The following is an 18,918-nucleotide window of genomic DNA, read 5'->3' on the forward strand; positions in this document are numbered from 1 at the left end:
CCGGAGAGGTGTGGGAAGTGTCTGAATGGAAGATGGATCCGGTGCCGGTTACGACGGCGCTGACCGATACGACGACGGCGTACGAGACGTTGGCGGGCGCGGTGACAGAAGAGTCGATTGCGACGATCTTCAGCGCCCTCACCTGGGGTAGCTGGGTCACGCAGTGCGTTCCCCAGGCACTGAACGAGGTCCTTACGGAACAGCAGAACGTGAACCTCGAGAACATCGCCAATCATGTCGCGGCTGGCATATCCGGCGTCGGCAACTCGGCGCGTGCTCTCCAAGAGGGTAATGAGGACATGGCTCAGACCTTTCAGACCGAGATGTACGCCACCGCCGAAGACGGCGACTTCTCGTACTTCGAACAGCACGGCTACAAATCAGAGTAGGAACTATGGCTGATCTGATCACACCGTCGCTTTTCGTGTGCAAATCGGAGGATCTTGACACGGAGATCATCAGCGGCGCCGCGACGAACGTCGCCGCGATCGGTACGAAGGTGCTCTCCGGCGCAGAAGATGCGTCGACGGCATGGGCGGGGTTGTCCGCACCAGGAGTTTTCGAGACCCCTGATCAGGACGCCGTGTACGCCTTGATGGATCCGGCGGTCGAGGGCGCGACGACGATGGACGGCGTGACCTCGCGTATCGCAACTGCAATCGAGACCTACGCTGCCGAACTGGAACTGATCAGGCCCGACCTCGTGAAACTGGAAGAGGATGCGGCAGAGTTTCGATTGGAAGCGCTCGCCGGCTACGAGGTGAGCAACTGGGAAGCCAGGGGCTTCCTCGGCAACTTCACCACAGGACCGGATGGCAATCCAGTGCCCGTGGACGACGCGAACGAGACGACAACCATCTCGTGGCGCGAACACGGTCCTGCCGTGGAGGAGAATCAGGGGTACTTCGACCAGTACAACGCGATCATCGAGCGGATTTCCGCTGCTGCGGTGACCTGCGCCACCGCGATCCAGAGCGAGCTGACGATGGTGTGCGTCGCACCGCCGACAGTGATCACGGCCGAAGCGTTGGCGAACACACCGGAGGTCTCCACGTGGGGTTCGGCGGTAGAGGAGGATCGCAACTGCACGGAGTCGGTCGGCCACGGATTCTCGAACTTCGGTACGGGAATCGTGACCGGTGTTCAGGCCCTCGGAGGTTATGACGCCGCGACGGGGGAACAGAGCTGGGGCGTCGCGGGGCGATCGTGGTTGGGCGTGGGTGATTTCCTGTTGTCGACGGTCATCGTTACGTCGCCGCCGATGCTGGCGGCGGGATTCTTGCCGGGACCGTCGGGCGATTTCGTTCGTGATCGTGTGAATGTCGCGGCGACGGGGTGGGGGAGCCTGATCGGTTGGGATCATCAGGCGGCTCTGGCTGGTGAGAACGGCTGGCACAAGTGGGAGGAAGACGCCGTCGCGACGGGCACTGAGACGGTCGCGAATATCGGCACGTTCTTCATCCCAGTGGCCGGGTGGGCCGGCGGTGGGGCGAAGGTGGTCCTGTCGGGCACCAAGGCCGGGTCGTTCGTGGTGCGTGTCGGCACCCACGTGGCGGAATTCGCGGTCCCTGGCGGGTCTCACATCGTCGCGGGGACGGTGCGGATCATCGATCTGAGCGCGAACGGCCTCAGGGGCGGATGGCGTGGTCTTGTGGAGGGCATCGGCACGGCGCCAATGCGTCCGTCGCCGCTCCCTGGCGTGGCGAACGCGGCGACGGATGTTCCGGTTCTGCCGCCGCGCGCTCCGGTATCGGAGTCGCTGGGTCTGGATGCGCCGCCTCCTCGCTCTGAGACGCCGGGCGTGGACGGTGCGCGGCCCGGTGCGGTGGATGTGGCACCGGAACGACCGGACCTCGGCGTCGAAGGCCCATCGCAGGCAGTGGATCCCGGGGACGTGCCACCGCGAGCGGGGGATGACCCCGGAGCGTCTGGCCATGGCGTCGACGGTGATGGGCGGACCGATCGTGGTGCAGGGCCCACGACGCAGGACCTGCAGCGGATCGAGCGGTTCGAGACGCTCATCGACGCGAAGCTGCCGGATGGATCGTGGCGGTATGACGAGCACGTGCGAGGGTTCTGGCGGGGCGAGATCTTCAACATCGAGAACCATCACCGGTATCCGCTGAATGAGTTGCATGTGACGAAGCCGGGGAGTGCACTTGGCGGCAGCGGGGTGCCGGATGCTCATCAGCCGTCGTACAACCGGGTGGATTCCGTGGTTCCCGGTGAACAGATCGTGTCCCGCAAGAACACTCAACTAGCAGAGGTTCGACCGCAGACGGCGCAGAGCTACCTGAACGAGTTGAAGAACAAATACGATCCCGACCTTCGAGACGTGGTCGTCGCGGACACGCCGACAAACAGGCGCGACCTCGCTGCGGCCGGGTTCGACCCGGACAACATCATCGGGCGGCCGCTCGCCGGTGATCAAGTTCTTGAAGTTCCACCGCAGAATTCTCCCCCGCCTGCTTCGTTCCTGAAAGCGGCGATGGAACGCGGCATCGAGGTCAAGGACGTGAAGGGCACGGAGTGGATGGTGTCGGCCGACGGCACTAGCGTGGTAGAGATTCGAGTCGACGGCACGACGGTGCTGCATCCGTCGTTAGTGGAGAGTGGGTAGTCGTGGTGGAGTGGCGGTATTGCGGTCGGTTCGTCTATAAATCCCAGAACGCGTATCCGGATCCAGATCTGTCGTGGATTGATGAGGACGAGGCGCGTCGGCGGTATCACGATCCGTCGAAGCGGTTGACGGTGGTGGCACCGGTGGATGAGGCGACGGGGATCGTGCCGTGGTACATCGCCGTTACGACGGGGGAGTTTCCGTCGTTCACGGTGACGCATCAGCAGTTGCCGGGAGTGCCCTTGTCGAAGACGTGGTGGAAGAACCTTGGCGATGGTCGCCTGTTCGGTGATCAGGCTGACATCTGGTCGTATCCTCCGGCGGAGGAGATGCTGTACCGGTCCCAGGGTTTGGCATTGGTGCATGCGACGGTGTTCAACAATGAGGATGGGACGGGGCGTTTGTCGATGCGGGAGAAGGGCAATCCGGTGGAGACGACCGCAGATCGTCGGTTTGATCCTGCACCGTTGTATCTCCCGGTTCCCGAGTGGGGTCAGTGGGAGGAATTGGCGCACGCCGAGCTGCCCGGCAAATGAACATCTCAAGTCTGATCGGATGTTGCATCCAATGAAAGTGATGCCTCCCGCCGAGGTGTGTGACGTGATGGATTTCCTGATCGCATTGGAGTGGCCGTTGCCGGAGGCCAAGGTGCAGTCACTGGCTTCGGAAAGGTTCGGTTGGACGATCGAGACCGAGGACGGACAGGACTACCTGATGAATACGGTGACCGGGCTCAGCATCCCGGATGTCACCACGATCGATCCGCGGGGAGCGATGTACGTGCTCCGTTTTCGAGTGACGGATGCAACACCGCCGCCGACGCCGGAATCGACGGCTTTCCTGGGCGATCAGTTCGCTCTGCTGGTGCGTGAGGGCACGTCCAGGTGGGGGAGGCCGGAGATGAGTGACGGCGACGCTCGTACGAGTGCGTCATGGGACGTGCCCGGTGCCGCACGGGTGAGGTTCAACCTGGCGGAACGGTCGGTTTCTGCATCGTTCAGTACGCCGCAGGGTGTGGAGTCTGATCTGAAGGCGGCGGCATCAGTTCGAAGCGATTCTTGGTGAGCCTGCGCGCGCGAGTCGTGGTGAGCTCCCTCGAGGGATACTGGATGATCGCAATCCGGATGGTGACCTGGAACAGCGGCGATCCCGTCGGTCGTTCGCGAAGATGAGGTGAAACGGTGACGTGGAAAGTTATGCCTCCGGTGGAAGTGTGCGACGTGATGGACTTCTTCATCGCGTTGGAGTGGCCATTATCGCGAGGTGAAGCCCAGAAGATCGCATCGGAGCGGTTGGGTTGGACTATTGAAGTCGAGAACGGCGTGAGTTACCTTGTCAACTCCGTCACCGGCTTGAATCACCCTGATGTGAGAACCCCTGACGTAGAGGGGCGTGTCTACTCCATGGACTTCTGGGTGACGGATTCGACGCCGCCTCCGACGTCAGAATCAACGGCGTTTCTGGGCGATCAGTTCGCTCTACTTGTGCGGGAAGGCACGTCACGGTGGGGTCAGCAGATCATGGGTCGTAGTAAGCATGCGTCGCGCGCGTCCTGGGATGTCTCTGGTGGTGGACAGGTCCGGTTCAGCTTGTCAAAACGATCCGTGTCAGCGTCGTTCAGTACGCCGCAGTGTGTGGAGTCTGATCGGAAGGCGGCGTTGTATGGTGTCTGATTCTGTTGTGTGGTCGGATTTGGCCGGGCGGTTGGTTGCGGCGTTTCGAGTAGTTTCTGATCGTGTGTTTCTGATCGTGTCGTCGCGGGAGAACTCGCGGCTGTATGTGCAGTTCGCGGGTCGTGCGGATGCTCTGTACGCGGAGGCGGCGGGGCCAGAGTTTGTGCCGGACGCTGATGCGACGCGGCTGGAATCGCTCGGCTGGGAGAGACCAACTTCTGGTCAGCCGAATTGGTCGTTCGTGTTGCCGTTGCCGGCGTTGACGTCGGAGTATTCGGCGTTGGCGGAGCGGTGTGTGGTGGCGTTGCGGGACGTCTTCGGCGTCACCGATCCAGGGCAACTCATATACAGGGCGTGGCGTGAGGCGGAGGCTTTCCCGCAGGGTGTGACGTTGTACCCAGAGCAGATCGAGGCGTTGGACAAGGGTGAGGATCCGCTCGAGATGGCTCAGCTCGGGTTACCTGCGGCGTCCTGAACGGCGGTATCACGATCCTGCGTGCGCTCTAGGCTCGGGACCATGCCGTTTTCGTGGTCATGATTCCTGATATGAACGGCGATGTCGATCTCGCAGGCCGAGCAGAACTCGTCGATCGCATCGAGTCCGTCCCCGATGGCCTCGAAGACGACCTGGAGACGTGGCGGGGCTACCTGGACGCCGTGGCTGCGAATGTCGATGACGCTGCTGCCGCCTTCGCGGCTCACACCGACGAAGTCGAGGCCGCAGGTTCGGCGCTGTTCGATGCGTACACGGACAGCCGTCTGTGAACCGGAGCGGTCCAGCCCACTCCACCCCGGCGAGTCAGAGCCCGCGGGCGACCGAGGCGGCAGCGGAGAGCCAGGCTCGCTGAGTGCGCTTCGCGAGCGCGCCGTACCGGAGGTGACCGTCGACCATCTCGTGATCGAACGGGATGCTGACCACCTCCCTCGCGAGGGCCCGGTATCCGCCGACGACGTGTTCGATGTCGGCTGCCGAAGCCTTCGGATCGGCCTGCGAGACCACGACGACGGACTGCCGGGCGAGCTGTGCGGAACGATCGTCGCGCTCCTCGAGGGCTTCGAGAAGCAGCGCGCCCGCCTCGGCGTGGTCGGCGCGAGTCGTGGTCGCGACGACGATCTGGTCGGCACGATCGATCATGCGCAGCCACATGGGATCGGACTCGTCATTGCCCGAGTCGATGATGATCAGCCGGTAGAACTTCGTCGCGACGGCATGGATGGCATCGACATCCTCAGGGCGCAGACGGTTCTCGTGCGCGAGCCTGATGGGCTTCGAGCGCAGCACGTCGTACTTCTCGCGGGGCTGGTGATGGACGAAGTGCGCGAGATCTGCCGACTGCGCACCGGTGCCGAGCAGCCGCTCCGCCTCGGGGATCATCTCCAGCAGCGTGCGATCGTGCGCACCTGCTTCGGTGCGCCACCCCAGCGTGCCACGCGTCTGGTTGTTGTCCCATGCGAGAACACCTGCACCGCCGTAGCGGGCGAAGACCGCGGAGAGCAGGATCGTCGTCGGTGTCTTTCCCGCGCCGCCCTTGCCGTTGACGACGGCGATCGTCCTGGGACCGGGCCAGTGCTGACTCACCGCGAGCTCGTCGTTGCGCGCCGACTGCTCCGCCGCATTCGGTGCGAGCTTGAAGCCCATACGGTTCAGAGCACCGCGCGCGCCTTCGCTGGCGGGCTCTTCCGGACGTTCCGTCTGCAGGAATGACTTGCGTTCTTGCTGCTCGCGCTGCTGCCGTCGAGAGGGCAGGTCCGCGCCGGCGGCAGGTGCATCATCGATCTGCGCTGTGAAGCTGCTGCGTCGATACTGCGGCGGATCGGCCGGAGTCGCGGGCGCCGCCGCGTATGTCTGCTCGAGGTACTCGTCCCGCGATGCATCGACGGCTTCAGCAGATGTCGACGGGAGCGGCGGAACCGGTGGGATGGCCTGCGCCATCGGCGGTATCCTGCTGATGATCGGCTGCGCGTGGTCACCGCTCATGGCCGGCACATCGGCCGAAGGCGTGGGTTCCTCGGTTGCTCCAGACATCACGTAGAGCCTAATGGCATTTGAGGCTGACCGACCTCGGAGGTACTCTCAGTTCTCGTGCCCTCCCATCGGAGCACTCCACCCCTTACAGAGGACGAGATGAACGACTTCGCGTCAACGCCCAAGCTCACTCTTCTCCCGGCTGTCGATGTCGCCGGGGGCAAGGCGGTCCGCCTGACCCAGGGTGAGGCAGGCAGCGAGACCAGTTACGGCGACCCGCTCGACGCCGCGGCCGAGTGGGTCGATCAGGGTGCCGAGTGGATCCATCTGGTCGATCTTGATGCCGCGTTCGGTCGCGGATCCAACGCGCCGATGCTCCGGAAGGTCATCAAGCAGTTCCGCAATGTGAATGTGGAGCTCTCCGGTGGCATCCGCGATGACGCGAGCCTCGAAGCCGCACTCGAGACCGGCGCTTCCCGCATCAACCTCGGCACCGCTGCGCTGGAGAACCCGGAGTGGGCTGCTGACGTCATCGGCCGCTACGGCGAGGCCGTCGCTGTCGGCTTGGACGTGCGCGGAACGACTCTCGCCGCTCGCGGCTGGACCAAGGAGGGTGGCGACCTCTGGGAGGTGCTCGCTCGTCTCGAGGATGCCGGATGCAGCCGCTACGTCGTCACGGACGTCACCAAGGACGGCACGCTGCGCGGCCCCAACCTCGAACTGCTGCGCGAAGTGACCTCCCGCACACCGAAGCCGGTCGTCGCATCCGGCGGAATCTCCAGCCTCGATGACATCGCCGCGCTGCGCGAGCTCGTGCATCTCGGGGTCGAGGGCGCGATCGTGGGCAAGGCGCTCTACGCCGGTGCGTTCACGCTGGCTGAGGCGCTGGATGTCGCGGGGGACTGACGGCGCCGGCGATTCCGCAGGCGTCCCCTGGGAGGGTCGCAGTTTCGAGTCGAACGCTCACTCGGGGGATGACGGCGCCGCCGACCCCGAACTGCTCGCCGCGCTGATGCGTTTCCGCGCGGGGGAGGGCAGCCAGGTCGAGGTCATCGATGCGTTCCGCTCAGCTCGCGTGCTGATCCCTCTCGTCGCTGAGAAGGGCGAGGAGGGCGTGGCGCCCAGCGGCCTCACCGTCGACAAGACCCAGGAGCTGTCGATCGTGACGGTCGCCGCTCCGGACGGTCGTACGGTGCAGCCGGTGTTCTCATCGGTCACTGCGATGCAGAAGTGGGATGCCACGGCTCGGCCGATCCCGGTGGAGGCCGTGCGCGCGGCGCTGGCCGCATCGTCTGAGCAGACCGACCTGATCGTGCTGGATCCGACATCCGAGACCGAGTTCGTGATCCGTCGCCCCGCAGTCTGGGCGATCGCTCAGGGCCAGAAGTGGGAGCCCAGCTTCCACTCTCCGGAGGTCTTCACGGCTCTTCAGGAGAGCGTCGCGCGCGAGCTCGCGGTGATCGACGTCGCCGTCGAGGCGGGCGATCCGGATGCGCGCCTGAGCGGCCCCGAGCTTGTCGTCATCCTCGAACTCGTCGACGGTCTGGAGCGCGATGTGCTGGATGCCGTACTCGGGCGCCTGGCGCAGCGCTGGGCGGCCGATGACCGCATCGCCGTCCTGGCCGATTCCCTGACCGTGAAGCTCCGCCGCTCGGCCTGACTCTGGCATATTCTCGCCTCATGCGCAGAATGCTGGCGGTCGGGATGCTGGGCCTCGTACTCGCGCTCGGATCTACCGGATGCTCATCGGACGTCGTGTGCCCGGCGATCGGCTGGAACAACACTGTGCGCGTCGATGCTTCGGCGTTCGGCGAGACAGCGCTCGTCCAGCTCTGCGTGGATGCCGGATGCTCAGCGGCGCCGGGCGAAGAGGCGTCGCCGTCATCGGACATGGGTATGCCTGTGCAGAACGAGGTCGGCGTGTTCAGCCTGGGCATGACCACCCCTGAGGAGGCGACCGTTCGCGTCCACGATTCCGTCGGCGCACTCCTGCACGAGTCCGAGCACGACATCGCCTGGACGCACTCCACGGGAGTCTGCGGCGGCCCCAGCGTCGCCGAGACGATCACCCTGACCCGCTGAGGTTCCTCCGCCGCAGCTGCGGAACGCCAGAAGTCAGTTGACCGGCCCGGTCCACTTCTCGCCGGGCCCCTTGCCGATCGGGTCGGGAATGGCGGATGCTTCGCGGAAGGCGAGCTGGAGCGAGCGCAGCCCGTCGCGCAGTGAGCGCGCGTGCATGTCGCTGATCTCGGGGGCACCGGCCGTGATGAGTCCGGCGAGGGCGTTGATGAGCTTGCGGGCCTCATCGAGGTCGAGTTCGGCGTCAGGGTTGTCCGCGAGGCCGGTCTTGACCGCTGCGGCGCTCATGAGATGGACGGCGGCGGTGGTGATCACCTCGACCGCCGGCACGTCCGCGATATCGCGGGTGGCTGCGGATGCCGCATCCTCTTGTTGCTGCCAGCGCTCGTGGCGCTCGTCGTGGCCGTCATCCTGAACCGGAATCGTCACTATGCCTTGCCTTCTGTTAGACTTTGTCGGGCTTCGGAGCGTAACTGCTCCGGAACGAAAGAGGATTCACTTCCCACCCGCGCTTGCCGTTCAAGGCTACCGGGTCTTGCACTCCACCGGCTCACGTCGGCAGATCGGACGCAGTCCGATGTTCAGGGTGCGAAGCCGGCGTCTGAATGCCGGTGGGTGGGGGACGATTCCGATTTCGCCCGTGTCGCAGTCAGCGTCACGGTGGCTTAATCCATCGTCTAAAAGGAGTTCCGCATCAGCGATCCCCGCACCAATGAGCGCATCCGCGTCCCCGAGGTCCGCCTCGTCGGCCCCGCGGGTGAGCAGATCGGCGTCGTCCGCATCGAGGCAGCGTTGCGCCTTGCGCAGGAAGCCGACCTAGACCTCGTCGAGGTCGCCCCAAACTCGAAGCCGCCCGTGGTCAAGATCATGGACTACGGCAAGTTCAAGTACGAGGCCGCGCAGAAGGCGAAGGAAGCTCGTCGCAACCAGGCGAACACGATCCTCAAAGAGGTGCGCTTCCGTCTGAAGATCGAAGCACACGACTACACGACGAAGCTCAAGCGCGCCGAGGGCTTCCTCAAGGCCGGTGACAAGGTCAAGGCCATGATCCTGTTCCGTGGTCGTGAGCAGTCGCGCCCCGAGCAGGGTGTCCGTCTGCTGCGCAAGTTCGCTGAGGACGTCGCCGAGCTCGGTACCGTCGAGTCGAACCCGACGATCGACGGTCGCAACATGGTGATGGTCGTGGCGCCGCTGAAGAACAAGTCGGACGCGAAGGCCGAGCAGAACGCCCAGCGCGACGCGCAGCGTGCGGCCAACAAGCAGGCGTCGCATGCGACGCGTGAGACAGCGGATACCACCAAGGAATCCGCCGCGGAGTAACACCCGCTCCCCAGACTCCCGCAACGCGGGTTGAACCGTCGCCTGAGAAGGCGCCATACGAAGGAAGAGAAGATGCCGAAGCAGAAGACCCACTCGGGTGCTAAGAAGCGCTTCAAGATCACCGGCAGCGGCAAGCTGAAGAAGCAGCAGGCCGGGATGCGCCACAACCTCGAGCACAAGTCGAGCCGTCGCACCCGCCGTCTGAACCAGGACCAGGTGCTCGCCAAGGGCGACGCCAAGGTCGCGAAGAAGCTTCTCGGTCGCTGAACGCCCGAACGCAGGAATAGGAACTCAGGAAAATGGCAAGAGTAAAGCGGGCGGTAAACGCCCACAAGAAGCGTCGCGTCATCCTCGAGCGCGCCTCCGGTTACCGGGGCCAGCGTTCGCGCCTCTACCGTAAGGCCAAGGAGCAGGTCACCCACTCCCTGGTCTACGCGTACCGTGACCGTCGCAAGCGCAAGGGCGACTTCCGTCGCCTCTGGATCCAGCGCATCAACGCCGCTGCACGCCAGAACGGCATCACGTACAACCGCTTCATCCAGGGCCTCGGCCTTGCCGGCGTCCAGGTCGACCGCCGCATGCTCGCCGAGCTCGCGGTGAACGAGCCCGCGACGTTCGTCTCGCTGGTCGAGACGGCCAAGAAGGCCCTGCCTTCCGACGTCAACGCTCCGAAGTCGGCTGCGTAAGCATCCCTCACGAAGACGGGCGCTTCCCCTCGGGGAGGCGCCCGTCTTCGTATGTCAGCGCCGGCGTCGCCGCGCTCGCCGCGACACTGCGACGTCGACGATCATCGCGAGCAGCACGGATGCGGGGTACACGAGCAGGTCGCGCTGCGCGAAGCCCGAGCCGAGCACGAGCGCGGAGGGCGGGAACGCGAGAGCCCACGTGCGCGGCAGCTCCGTGAGCTGCAAGAACTCCACGGCGGTACAGAAGATGATCGCGAGTGCCGCCGGCAACGACCGCGCGCTTCGCGTCAGCACGATCGCGAACAGCAGGTAGACGAGCACCGCGTACAGGGCGTCACCCGCGATGTCGCCGATGTCGCCGGAACCGAACCGGTGCACCAGCAGACCGGCGACGAGCACGGCGACCGCCAGCGCCACGAGCGCGGTCCTGCGCCGGGCGGTGGAGCGTGTGGTGCGATCGGTCACATGTGCACAGTACGAACTCAACCTGCGCGCAGGCTCGACGCCTGGATGTGTTCCGGGCCGGGTCTGGTGTCCCTAGACTGGGATGGTGCTGGAGAATCCCCGGTCCCCGCGTGTCCGAGCCGTCGCGAAGCTGACGAAGCGCAGCGCGCGAACGGAGACGGGGCTCTTCCTCCTGGAAGGTCCTCAGGCTGTTCGGGAGGCGCTTGCATATCGCCCGGAAGGGATCGTCGAACTGTTCGCGACCCCGACCGGATGGGAGAGGCATCCTGACCTGCGCTCCGCGAGCGCGGCGCACTCGGTGAAGGTCGAGTACGTCACCGAGTATGTGCTCAACGCCATGGCCGACACGGTCACTCCCCAGGGCGTGATCGCCGTCGTCCGACAGGCGCCGACGTCGGCGCGCGACATCTTCGCAGCATCCCCTCGGCTGATCGCGATCTGCGAAGAAGTTCGCGACCCAGGCAATCTCGGCACCATCATCCGTGCTGCGGATGCCGCGGGTGCCGATGCGGTGATCCTCACAGGCCGCACGGTCGATCCTCACAACCCCAAGGTCGTGCGCGCGACGACGGGATCGCTCTTCCACCTGCCGGTGTCGGTCGGCGGGAACCTCGAAGACGTGGTCGAACGTGCTCATGCCGCCGGGGTCACCGTGCTCGCCGCGGACGTCAAGGGCGACGATCTTCTGCAGGCCCGCGCGGAGGGCGTGCTCGCGCAGCCGACGGCCTGGTTGTTCGGCAACGAGGCACGCGGACTCGAGGAGTCTGCTCTGGCGCTCGCCGATCACGTGCTCAAGCTTCCGATCTTCGGCCGTGCCGAGTCCCTGAACCTCGCCACGGCCGCAAGCGTGTGCCTGTACGAGAGCGCCTTCACGCAGCGGGCCGCTGACGGTCGCTGACCTCCGTTCTCCGCGTCGATCGTCTGTTTCCGATCGGTTACAACTCGATAACCCGCCGACGTGGATGCTGGTTCCTGTGCTCATGCACTCACTAGTGTGGGGACATGACCGAGACTGGTGCACCCCTCGTCGTGGTGGAGAACGTTCAGAAGCACTACGGCGACTTCCAGGCGCTGACCGATATCGACCTCACCGTGAACAAGGGCGAGGTGGTCGTTGTGATCGGGCCGTCCGGGTCCGGCAAGTCGACGCTGTGCCGAACGATCAATCGTCTGGAGACGATCACGAGCGGCAAGATCTCGATCGACGGCGAGCCGCTCCCCGCCGAGGGCAAGGGGCTCGCGAAGCTCCGCGCCGACGTCGGAATGGTCTTCCAGTCCTTCAATCTCTTCGCCCATCTCACGATCCTCGAGAACGTGACCCTCGGGCCGATCAAGGTCCGCGGCCTCAAGAAGGCGGATACCGACAAGGAGGGCATGGCCCTTCTCGAACGCGTCGGAGTCGCCCAGCAGGCATCCAAGCTTCCCGCCCAGCTCTCCGGAGGCCAGCAGCAGCGCGTCGCGATCGCCCGTGCTCTCGCTATGCGTCCGAAGGTGATGCTCTTCGACGAGCCGACCAGCGCCCTGGACCCCGAGATGATCAACGAGGTGCTCGACGTCATGGTCGGCCTGGCGAAGGACGGCATGACGATGATCGTCGTGACGCACGAGATGGGCTTCGCACGCAAGGCGGCGAACCGCGTCGTCTTCATGGCGGACGGGAAGATCGTCGAAGAGGCGACGCCCGAGGAATTCTTCACGAACCCGAAGAGTGATCGCGCCAAGGACTTCCTCTCGAAGCTCCTCACACACTGACCTTTTCTGTACACACAGCACACAAGGAGACGAAAATGCGACGCACACGGACACTTGCAGGGATCGGGATCGCGACGGTCGCGCTGCTCGCCCTGACCGCCTGCAACAGCGGAAGCCCCACGGATCCCGGCGCCGGCGACGGTGGAGGAGAAGAAGGCGACAAGCCGCTGTACGAGGTCGCTGAGAGCGTCACACTCGAGGGAAGCCCCGCCTATGACGCGATGGTGGAACGCGGCGGCCCCGTCATCGGAGTCAAGGAAGACCAGCCCAACCTCGGCTACCTCGACGTGACGACCGGAGAGCGCAGCGGATTCGACATCGAGATCGCACGTTGGATCGCGGCATCCCTCGGTTTTGAGGAGAGCGACATCACGTACGAGCCGATCGCATCGGCCAACCGTGAGCAGGCGCTCGTGAACGGCGACATCGACTACTACGTCGGCACGTACTCGATCACGGATTCCCGCAAGGAGCAGATCGAGTTCGCTGGCCCGTATTTCGTCACCGGCCAGGGCTTCCTCGTCTCCGCTGACAGTGAGATGACCGAAGTGAAGGACGTCTCCGACTTCAACGGCATGACGGTCTGCTCGGCGACGGGCTCCACGCCGATCTCGAACATCAAGGAGAACTACCCCGAGATCAACACGGAGGAGTACGACATCTACTCCCAGTGCGTCGATGATCTGCTCAACGGCAAGGTCGACGCGGTCACCACTGATGCGGCAATCCTCATCGGCTACGCGGCGCAGGACCCAGACAACCTGAAGGTGCTCGACGGCCTGTTCACGGAAGAGCGCTACGGCGTGGGCATCCCGAAGGGTGACACCGCGCTGGTGGAGCACATCAACACGCTGTTCACCGAGGGTGGCGACACCTGGCAGGCGATCTTCGACTCGACGCTCGGTCAGTCCGGTATCGAGGTCGAACAGCCCGCGGTCGACCCGGTCGGTTAATTCGCACTGGCGGGGGATGGGCGCGAGCGCGTCCCCTGCCGCCAATTCAGAGAAGGAGCGTCTGTGGAGGCCATCTTCGGCAACCTCGATCTATGGGGTGAGGGCATCAGCTACACGCTGCTGGTGTTCTTCTTCGGCGGCATCATCGCGCTCGTACTCGGCATAGTCGTCGGAGCAATGCGAGTGTCTCCCGTACCGATCGCGCGAGCTGTGGGCACGGCGTACGTCACCCTCGTGCGGAACACCCCGCTCACGCTTGTCTTCTTCTTCTTCGTCTTCGGGTACAGCGCGCTCGCACTGCCGACGTTGTCGAACACGGTGCTCGGCATCCTCGCGATCGGCGTGTACACCGCGACGTACGTCGCCGAGACTCTGCGCGCCGGCATCAACACCGTGCCAGTCGGTCAGGCCGAGGCCGCCCGCGCCATCGGGTTGCCGTTCGGCCAAGTGATGACACAGGTCGTGCTGCCTCAGGCCTTCCGATCGGTCGTACCGCCGATGATGAGCGTCTTCATCGCATTGCTGAAAAACACGACGGTCGCAGCCGGCTTCTCGATCGCGGTTCTTCCCCAGCTGCAGTCCACGATCTCCAACTCGCACACGCGCCCTGGTACGCCCATGGAGATCCTGCTCTGGGTCGCCGCCATCTTCGTCGCCCTGGTCATGCTGCTGACTTGGCTGCAGCGAACTCTCGAGAATCGGTGGAGGATCGCACGATGACGTCCGTCCTCTTCGACGTTCCGGGCCCCCGCGCCCGTCGTCGCAACATGATCCTCGCGGTCGTCACGGTCGTTCTGGTCGTCGCCGTGATCGCGTTCCTCTTCTGGCGCCTTTCACTGACGAACCAGTTCAGCGCGGCGAAGTGGAACGTGTTCACCTACTCCCTGGTGTGGACGACTATCGGCGAGATGCTGCTGAACACCCTCCGCGCCTTCGCTCTGGCAGCCGTGCTGAGTCTTGCACTCGCCTTCGTGCTCGCCATCGGACGGCTGTCCGACCATGCATGGGTGCGTGTCCCTGTCACCGTGATCACCGAGTTGTTCCGAGCCGTGCCAGTGCTCGTGATGATGATGATCCTGTATTACGGCCTTCCGACTCTCGGCGTGAAAGTGGAACCGTTCTGGGCCGTGGTCATCGCGCTGATGGTGTACAACGGCTCCGTGCTCGCTGAGGCGCTGCGCGCCGGGATCGAGTCCCTGCCACGCGGCCAGGGCGAGGCCGGCTACGCGATCGGTCTACGAAAGAGCGGCGTGATGGCGCTGATCCTGCTGCCACAGGCGGTCCGTGCGATGCTTCCCGTCATCATCGCGCAGCTCGTGGTGACGATGAAGGACACCGCGCTCGGGTTCATCATCACCTATCAGGAGCTTCTGTACTACGCCAAGCTCCTCAGTTCGCAGCAGGGGCGTCCCGCGCTGCAGGCGGCGCTCGTCATCGGCGGCATCTACATCGTGATGTGTCTGATCCTCTCCGGAATCGCGAAGTGGGCGGAGATCAAGACGCGCCGTTCACCGAAGCTGAAGGCGCTCGCCGCCGACAACGCCGCAGTGATGCACGATGGCACGGACACCGAACTCATTGCAGCGCAGAGGGGTCCACGAGACTTCGACCAGGGCGGATCCGGGCTGGGCGGCACTCGCTGACGTTCAGCGCGAACACCACGCGCCGGTAGACTCGTGTCTCGTGTCAGACGCTCCAGAAATCACGCCCGAGGCGGTGGAATCCGCCGTCGCTGCAGCACTCGAGGCGATCGGCGCCGCTGCCGACACCGCCGAGTTGAAGGCCGCGCGCACAGCGCATGTCGCCGAAGGATCGCCCCTGGCTGTCCTGAACGCCTCCATGCGTCAGGTGGCGCCCGAGCACAAGGCCACGTTCGGCAAGCTCGTGGGGCAGGGGAGAGGCCAGGTCACCAAGGCGCTCGCCGCCCGTGAGGCCGAACTCGCCGAGGCCGAGACCGCAGCGCGGCTCGAGGCCGAGCGCGTCGACATCACCGCGGTGTCCTCTCGCACGCGCGTCGGCGCGCGGCATCCGCTGTCTCAGTTGCAGGACGACGTCTGCGACGTCTTCGTCGGCATGGGGTGGGAGATCGCGGAAGGACCCGAGCTCGAGCACGAGTGGTTCAACTTCGATGCACTGAACTTCGACGTCGATCACCCCGCGCGTCAGATGCAGGACACGTTCTTCGTGGACCCCGTCGATCGTCATCTCGTCATGCGCACGCACACGAGCCCCGTGCAGGTGCGGTCGATGCTCGACCGCGAACTGCCGCTCTACGTGCTCTGCCCCGGACGCGTGTACCGCACCGACGAGTTCGACGCGACGCACCTGCCGGTGTTCACGCAGTTCGAGGGTCTCGTCGTGGACAAGGGCATCACGATGGCGCACCTCAAGGGCACCCTCGACCACTTCGCGAAGCAGCTCTTCGGCTCTGAGGCCAAGACCCGCTTCCGCACGAACTACTTCCCGTTCACGGAGCCGTCCGCCGAACTCGATCTGTGGCACCCGACCTTCAAGGGCGGCGCGCGCTGGATCGAGTGGGGTGGCTGCGGCATGATCAACCCGAACGTGCTGCGTGCGGCCGGCATCGATCCGGACGTGTACAGCGGATTCGCCTTCGGGATGGGGATCGAGCGCGGGCTGATGTTCCGCAGCGATGTGCAGGACATGCGCGACATGGCAGAGGGCGATGTGCGCTTCAGCGAGCAGTTCGGGATGGTGGTATGATGCGCGTCCCGCTTTCGTGGTTGCGTGAGTACGTCGATGTGGCGCCGGATGCCACGGCAGAGGACATCCTCGAGTCGTTGGTGACCGTCGGTTTCGAAGAGGAGGAGATCCACCGCTTCGAGATCTCCGGTCCTGTCGTCGTCGGGCAGGTGCTGTCATTCGAGGCCGAACCGCAGTCCAACGGCAAGACGATCCGTTGGTGCCAGGTGGATGTCGGCGAGGCCGAGCCTCGAGGAATCGTCTGCGGCGCGAGCAACTTCGCCGTCGGAGACAAGGTCGTGGTGACGCTGCCCGGTGCTGTGCTGCCCGGCCCGTTCCCGATCGCTGCGCGCAAGACCTACGGTCACGTCTCCGACGGCATGATCGCGTCAGCACGCGAGCTCGGACTGGGAGATGAGCACGACGGCATCCTGGTGCTGTCCTCGCTCGGCATCGACGCGCCCGTCGGCACCGACGCGATCGAGCTGCTCGGTCTGGACGACGTCGCCGTCGAGATCAACGTCACTCCCGACCGCGGCTACGCGTTCTCGATCCGCGGCGTCGCCCGCGAGTATGCGCATGCGACCGGCGCGGACTTCCGCGACCCCGCAGAGCACGAATGGTCGGAGGTCGAACCGGGCACCGGATTCGCGATCGCCGTCGACGCCGAGCCTCTTCGAGACGCCGCGGCCGTTCAGGAGTTCGTCGTGCGCGTCGTGCGCGATGTCGACCCGTCCCGGCCGACGCCGCCGTGGATGATCGCACGGCTCTCGCTCGCCGGCATCCGCTCGCTGGGTGTGCTGATCGACATCACCAACTATGTGATGCTCGAGCTCGGAAATCCGATCCACGGTTACGACCTCGACAAGCTCTCCGGCGGCATCACGGTGCGTCGCGCGCAGCATGGCGAGAAGATGAAGACTCTCGACGGCCAGGAGCGCACGCTCCACGTCGAGGATCTGCTCATCACCGACGATTCGGGGCCGATCGGCCTGGCCGGCGTGATGGGCGGCGGCACCACCGAGATGAGCGGCGAGACGCACAACGTGCTGATCGAGGCTGCGATCTTCGATCCGATCTCGATCGCCCGCAGTGCGCGCCGGCACAAGCTGCCCAGCGAGGCGTCCAAGCGCTTCGAACGCGGAGTCGATCCTCTGGTGCCCTTCGTCGCTGCGCGTCGGGTGGCAGACCTCATGGTCGAACTCGCCGGCGGTCGCATCGACGAGATCGGCGGGGCGTTGTTCAGCGACGTCTCCATCGAAGGCATCGAACTGCCCGCCGAGTTCGTGCCCGATCTCATCGGCGTCGACTACACCGATGAGGAGATCGTCGACGCGCTCGAGACGATCGGTGCAGAGGTCGCGGAGACCGTTGACGGCTGGCAGGTCATCCCGCCCAGCTGGCGGCCCGACCTGACCGACAAGTGGACCCTGGCTGAGGAGGTCGCGCGTCTGCACGGTCTCGACCGCATCCCTGCCGTGCTGCCGACGCCCCCGTCCGGGCGAGGACTCACTGCGCTGCAGCAGGGCCGCCGCCGCGTCTCGAATGCTCTGGCAGCCGCCGGACTCGTCGAGACGCCGGCGTTCCCGTTCACCACCGAGGCGCACAACGACCTGCACGGCTCGGCGTCCGGCGCGCACCTGCCGAGTATCAAGCTCGCGAACCCGCTCGATGGGCAGGCCCCCTTCCTGCGGCGATCGCTGATCCCCGGGCTGTTGCAGATCGCACACCGCAACATCGCGCGTGGACTGACTGACCTCGCGATCTTCGAGACGGGCGTCGTCTTCCTTTCGGAGCCCGGCGTCGTCTACGGCACGGACGATGTGCCGCCACTGGGCCAGCGACCGTCGGAGGAGAAGCTCGCAGAGCTCAACGCCTCGATCCCGCCGCAGCGCCGTCATGTCGCCGCGCTGTTCACCGGAAACGTCACTGCTCGTCAGCCTGGACGCTCCGCCGAGGCCGCCGGGCTCTCCGATGCGCTGGATGCCGTGCGTGTGATCGCCGTCGCGTCCGGAGTCGAGATCGACGTCGTCCAGGGCGAGCGGGCGGCGCTGCACCCCGGGCGCACCGGCGTGCTGCGCGTCGACGGCACCGAGGTCGGCTATGTCGGAGAGCTGCACCCGAATGTCGCGGCTGACGCTGATCTGCCCGGTCGCGCTGTCGTGCTCGAAGTCGATCTCGACGGCATCCTGTCCATGGCCGGAGCACGCGTCGTCGCCGCATCGCTGTCGACGTACCCGGCAGCGACGCAGGACGTGTCGCTGGTCGTTCCCTCGTCAGTGACAGCGAGCGAGGTGCGTGCCGCGCTCCTCGAGGGGGCGGGTGAGCTGCTCGAGTCGCTGCGACTGGTCGATGACTATCGCGGCGAGGGTGTGCCCGAATCATCCAAGAGTTTGACGTTCGCGCTGCGGTTCCGTGCCGATGACCGGACGTTGACGGCTGCCGAGGCGACCGAGGCGAAGCTCGCCGGTGTCGCTGTCGCCGCTGAGCGGTTCGGGGCGACGTTGCGCGAGTAGCGTCCGACTGTATGTGAACGCCGGTGTCTCTTCGGGGATGCCGGCGTTCTGCATTCTGGGTCTGGATTGTTTCTTCGAATAAACATACGAGAAGCGCTTGTCAGTATCGAAGATACAAACTAAACTGGACTCATGGAACCTTGGTTCGATGATGTGGATGATCGGCCGCGTGATGCGGCGTTCTT

The 18,918-nt window shown here is 65.0% G+C and carries 23 protein-coding genes; 20 read left to right on the top strand and 3 right to left on the bottom strand.

From position 1 onward, the window contains the following. Positions 1–17 precede the first annotated feature (17 nt). The 7 genes from ACYVG2_RS18100 (at position 18) to ACYVG2_RS18130 (ending at position 5,058) form a co-directional block, all read left to right on the top strand. The gene (locus ACYVG2_RS18100; RefSeq protein ID WP_460782250.1) at positions 18–389 is read left to right on the top strand and encodes a DUF6507 family protein; all 372 of its coding nucleotides are present in this window, start codon (positions 18–20) and stop codon (positions 387–389) included. 5 nt (positions 390–394) lie between these two features. Then, complete coding sequence (locus ACYVG2_RS18105; RefSeq protein WP_460782251.1) at positions 395–2,620, top strand: hypothetical protein; 2,226 nt, start codon at positions 395–397, stop codon at positions 2,618–2,620. Positions 2,621–2,622: 2 nt separating this feature from the next. Next, positions 2,623–3,156 carry a hypothetical protein gene (locus tag ACYVG2_RS18110; protein WP_460782252.1) on the top strand — a complete coding sequence of 178 codons (534 nt, stop codon included), beginning with the start codon at positions 2,623–2,625 and terminating at the stop codon, positions 3,154–3,156. Between the two features lie 67 nt (positions 3,157–3,223). Beyond that, positions 3,224–3,685 carry a DUF6301 family protein gene (locus ACYVG2_RS18115; protein WP_460782273.1) on the top strand — a complete coding sequence of 154 codons (462 nt, stop codon included), beginning with the start codon at positions 3,224–3,226 and terminating at the stop codon, positions 3,683–3,685. 158 nt (positions 3,686–3,843) lie between these two features. Then, positions 3,844–4,293: a DUF6301 family protein gene (locus tag ACYVG2_RS18120; protein ID WP_460782275.1), complete on the top strand. Its 450-nt coding sequence runs from the start codon at positions 3,844–3,846 to the stop codon at positions 4,291–4,293. Continuing rightward, entirely contained in the window at positions 4,283–4,768 is a 486-nt protein-coding gene (locus tag ACYVG2_RS18125; RefSeq protein WP_460782253.1) for a TY-Chap domain-containing protein, read from the top strand. Before ACYVG2_RS18120 ends, ACYVG2_RS18125 begins: the two co-directional genes overlap by 11 nt. 71 nt (positions 4,769–4,839) lie before the next feature. Beyond that, complete coding sequence (locus ACYVG2_RS18130) at positions 4,840–5,058, top strand: hypothetical protein (RefSeq protein ID WP_460782254.1); 219 nt, start codon at positions 4,840–4,842, stop codon at positions 5,056–5,058. Between the two features lie 34 nt (positions 5,059–5,092). On the opposite strand, the gene ACYVG2_RS18135 is transcribed toward ACYVG2_RS18130, so the two are convergent. Continuing rightward, positions 5,093–6,319 (bottom strand): MinD/ParA family ATP-binding protein, encoded by a 1,227-nt coding sequence (locus ACYVG2_RS18135; protein WP_460782255.1) that lies wholly within the window; start codon positions 6,317–6,319, stop codon positions 5,093–5,095. Positions 6,320–6,418: 99 nt separating this feature from the next. Here ACYVG2_RS18135 and priA point away from each other — a divergent pair, with 99 nt between their 5' ends. Genes priA through ACYVG2_RS18150 form a run of 3 tightly spaced genes read left to right on the top strand, consistent with a single transcriptional unit; the run spans position 6,419 to position 8,341 of the window. Then, positions 6,419–7,165, top strand: a complete 747-nt coding sequence (priA, locus tag ACYVG2_RS18140; protein WP_448967751.1) for a bifunctional 1-(5-phosphoribosyl)-5-((5-phosphoribosylamino)methylideneamino)imidazole-4-carboxamide isomerase/phosphoribosylanthranilate isomerase PriA — start codon at positions 6,419–6,421, stop codon at positions 7,163–7,165. Next, the gene (locus ACYVG2_RS18145; protein WP_460782256.1) at positions 7,149–7,919 is read left to right on the top strand and encodes an SseB family protein; all 771 of its coding nucleotides are present in this window, start codon (positions 7,149–7,151) and stop codon (positions 7,917–7,919) included. The genes priA and ACYVG2_RS18145 overlap by 17 nt, the downstream gene beginning before the upstream one ends. Positions 7,920–7,939: 20 nt before the next feature. After that, positions 7,940–8,341 carry a hypothetical protein gene (locus tag ACYVG2_RS18150; RefSeq protein WP_460782257.1) on the top strand — a complete coding sequence of 134 codons (402 nt, stop codon included), beginning with the start codon at positions 7,940–7,942 and terminating at the stop codon, positions 8,339–8,341. 33 nt (positions 8,342–8,374) lie between these two features. Here ACYVG2_RS18150 and ACYVG2_RS18155 read toward each other — a convergent pair whose 3' ends face one another. Further along, the gene (locus ACYVG2_RS18155) at positions 8,375–8,770 is read right to left on the bottom strand and encodes a DUF1844 domain-containing protein (protein WP_307364456.1); all 396 of its coding nucleotides are present in this window, start codon (positions 8,768–8,770) and stop codon (positions 8,375–8,377) included. A gap of 261 nt (positions 8,771–9,031) precedes the next feature. Between ACYVG2_RS18155 and infC the strand changes: the two genes are divergently transcribed. The 3 genes from infC to rplT all read left to right on the top strand — a co-directional run bounded on the left by infC (position 9,032) and on the right by rplT (position 10,344). Continuing rightward, complete coding sequence (gene infC, locus ACYVG2_RS18160; protein ID WP_448967809.1) at positions 9,032–9,658, top strand: translation initiation factor IF-3; 627 nt, start codon at positions 9,032–9,034, stop codon at positions 9,656–9,658. 72 nt (positions 9,659–9,730) lie between these two features. Beyond that, complete coding sequence (gene rpmI, locus ACYVG2_RS18165) at positions 9,731–9,925, top strand: 50S ribosomal protein L35 (RefSeq protein WP_448967753.1); 195 nt, start codon at positions 9,731–9,733, stop codon at positions 9,923–9,925. A 32-nt stretch (positions 9,926–9,957) separates the two neighbouring features. Continuing rightward, a complete protein-coding gene (gene rplT / locus ACYVG2_RS18170; RefSeq protein ID WP_033106886.1) occupies positions 9,958–10,344 on the top strand; it encodes a 50S ribosomal protein L20 in 387 nt (128 codons plus the stop codon). Positions 10,345–10,398: 54 nt separating this feature from the next. Here the strand turns inward: rplT and ACYVG2_RS18175 are convergent, their stop codons facing one another. Next, the gene (locus ACYVG2_RS18175) at positions 10,399–10,809 is read right to left on the bottom strand and encodes a ribosomal maturation YjgA family protein (protein ID WP_460782258.1); all 411 of its coding nucleotides are present in this window, start codon (positions 10,807–10,809) and stop codon (positions 10,399–10,401) included. Positions 10,810–10,894: 85 nt separating this feature from the next. Here ACYVG2_RS18175 and ACYVG2_RS18180 point away from each other — a divergent pair, with 85 nt between their 5' ends. The 7 genes from ACYVG2_RS18180 (at position 10,895) to pheT (ending at position 18,733) form a co-directional block, all read left to right on the top strand. Further along, positions 10,895–11,707, top strand: a complete 813-nt coding sequence (locus ACYVG2_RS18180) for a TrmH family RNA methyltransferase (RefSeq protein ID WP_460782259.1) — start codon at positions 10,895–10,897, stop codon at positions 11,705–11,707. Positions 11,708–11,811: 104 nt separating this feature from the next. Further along, positions 11,812–12,561, top strand: coding sequence for an amino acid ABC transporter ATP-binding protein (locus tag ACYVG2_RS18185; protein ID WP_460782260.1), 750 nt, complete (start codon positions 11,812–11,814; stop codon positions 12,559–12,561). A gap of 35 nt (positions 12,562–12,596) precedes the next feature. After that, entirely contained in the window at positions 12,597–13,514 is a 918-nt protein-coding gene (locus ACYVG2_RS18190; protein WP_460782261.1) for a glutamate ABC transporter substrate-binding protein, read from the top strand. Positions 13,515–13,577: 63 nt separating this feature from the next. Next, positions 13,578–14,234 (top strand): amino acid ABC transporter permease, encoded by a 657-nt coding sequence (locus ACYVG2_RS18195; protein WP_460782263.1) that lies wholly within the window; start codon positions 13,578–13,580, stop codon positions 14,232–14,234. Continuing rightward, complete coding sequence (locus tag ACYVG2_RS18200; RefSeq protein WP_460782264.1) at positions 14,231–15,157, top strand: amino acid ABC transporter permease; 927 nt, start codon at positions 14,231–14,233, stop codon at positions 15,155–15,157. Before ACYVG2_RS18195 ends, ACYVG2_RS18200 begins: the two co-directional genes overlap by 4 nt. A gap of 40 nt (positions 15,158–15,197) precedes the next feature. After that, a complete protein-coding gene (pheS, locus tag ACYVG2_RS18205; protein ID WP_448967759.1) occupies positions 15,198–16,238 on the top strand; it encodes a phenylalanine--tRNA ligase subunit alpha in 1,041 nt (346 codons plus the stop codon). After that, positions 16,238–18,733, top strand: a complete 2,496-nt coding sequence (gene pheT / locus ACYVG2_RS18210; protein WP_460782276.1) for a phenylalanine--tRNA ligase subunit beta — start codon at positions 16,238–16,240, stop codon at positions 18,731–18,733. Before pheS ends, pheT begins: the two co-directional genes overlap by 1 nt. Positions 18,734–18,918: the final 185 nt, after the last annotated feature.

Source organism: Microbacterium shaanxiense, assembly GCF_054779995.1.

Excerpts from the sequence above, each read along its gene's own strand:
- priA (WP_448967751.1), top strand. The coding sequence starts at position 6,419 with ATGAACGACTTCGCGTCAACGCCCAAGCTCACTCTTCTCCCGGCTGTC.
- ACYVG2_RS18105 (WP_460782251.1), top strand. The coding sequence starts at position 395 with ATGGCTGATCTGATCACACCGTCGCTTTTCGTGTGCAAATCGGAGGAT.
- pheT (WP_460782276.1), top strand. The coding sequence starts at position 16,238 with ATGCGCGTCCCGCTTTCGTGGTTGCGTGAGTACGTCGATGTGGCGCCG.
- ACYVG2_RS18135 (WP_460782255.1), bottom strand. The coding sequence starts at position 6,319 with ATGTCTGGAGCAACCGAGGAACCCACGCCTTCGGCCGATGTGCCGGCC.
- ACYVG2_RS18145 (WP_460782256.1), top strand. The coding sequence starts at position 7,149 with ATGTCGCGGGGGACTGACGGCGCCGGCGATTCCGCAGGCGTCCCCTGG.
- rpmI (WP_448967753.1), top strand. The coding sequence starts at position 9,731 with ATGCCGAAGCAGAAGACCCACTCGGGTGCTAAGAAGCGCTTCAAGATC.
- rplT (WP_033106886.1), top strand. The coding sequence starts at position 9,958 with ATGGCAAGAGTAAAGCGGGCGGTAAACGCCCACAAGAAGCGTCGCGTC.
- ACYVG2_RS18150 (WP_460782257.1), top strand. The coding sequence starts at position 7,940 with ATGCGCAGAATGCTGGCGGTCGGGATGCTGGGCCTCGTACTCGCGCTC.
- ACYVG2_RS18190 (WP_460782261.1), top strand. The coding sequence starts at position 12,597 with ATGCGACGCACACGGACACTTGCAGGGATCGGGATCGCGACGGTCGCG.
- ACYVG2_RS18120 (WP_460782275.1), top strand. The coding sequence starts at position 3,844 with ATGGACTTCTTCATCGCGTTGGAGTGGCCATTATCGCGAGGTGAAGCC.
- ACYVG2_RS18130 (WP_460782254.1), top strand. The coding sequence starts at position 4,840 with ATGAACGGCGATGTCGATCTCGCAGGCCGAGCAGAACTCGTCGATCGC.
- ACYVG2_RS18185 (WP_460782260.1), top strand. The coding sequence starts at position 11,812 with ATGACCGAGACTGGTGCACCCCTCGTCGTGGTGGAGAACGTTCAGAAG.
- ACYVG2_RS18125 (WP_460782253.1), top strand. The coding sequence starts at position 4,283 with ATGGTGTCTGATTCTGTTGTGTGGTCGGATTTGGCCGGGCGGTTGGTT.
- ACYVG2_RS18200 (WP_460782264.1), top strand. The coding sequence starts at position 14,231 with ATGACGTCCGTCCTCTTCGACGTTCCGGGCCCCCGCGCCCGTCGTCGC.
- ACYVG2_RS18115 (WP_460782273.1), top strand. The coding sequence starts at position 3,224 with ATGGATTTCCTGATCGCATTGGAGTGGCCGTTGCCGGAGGCCAAGGTG.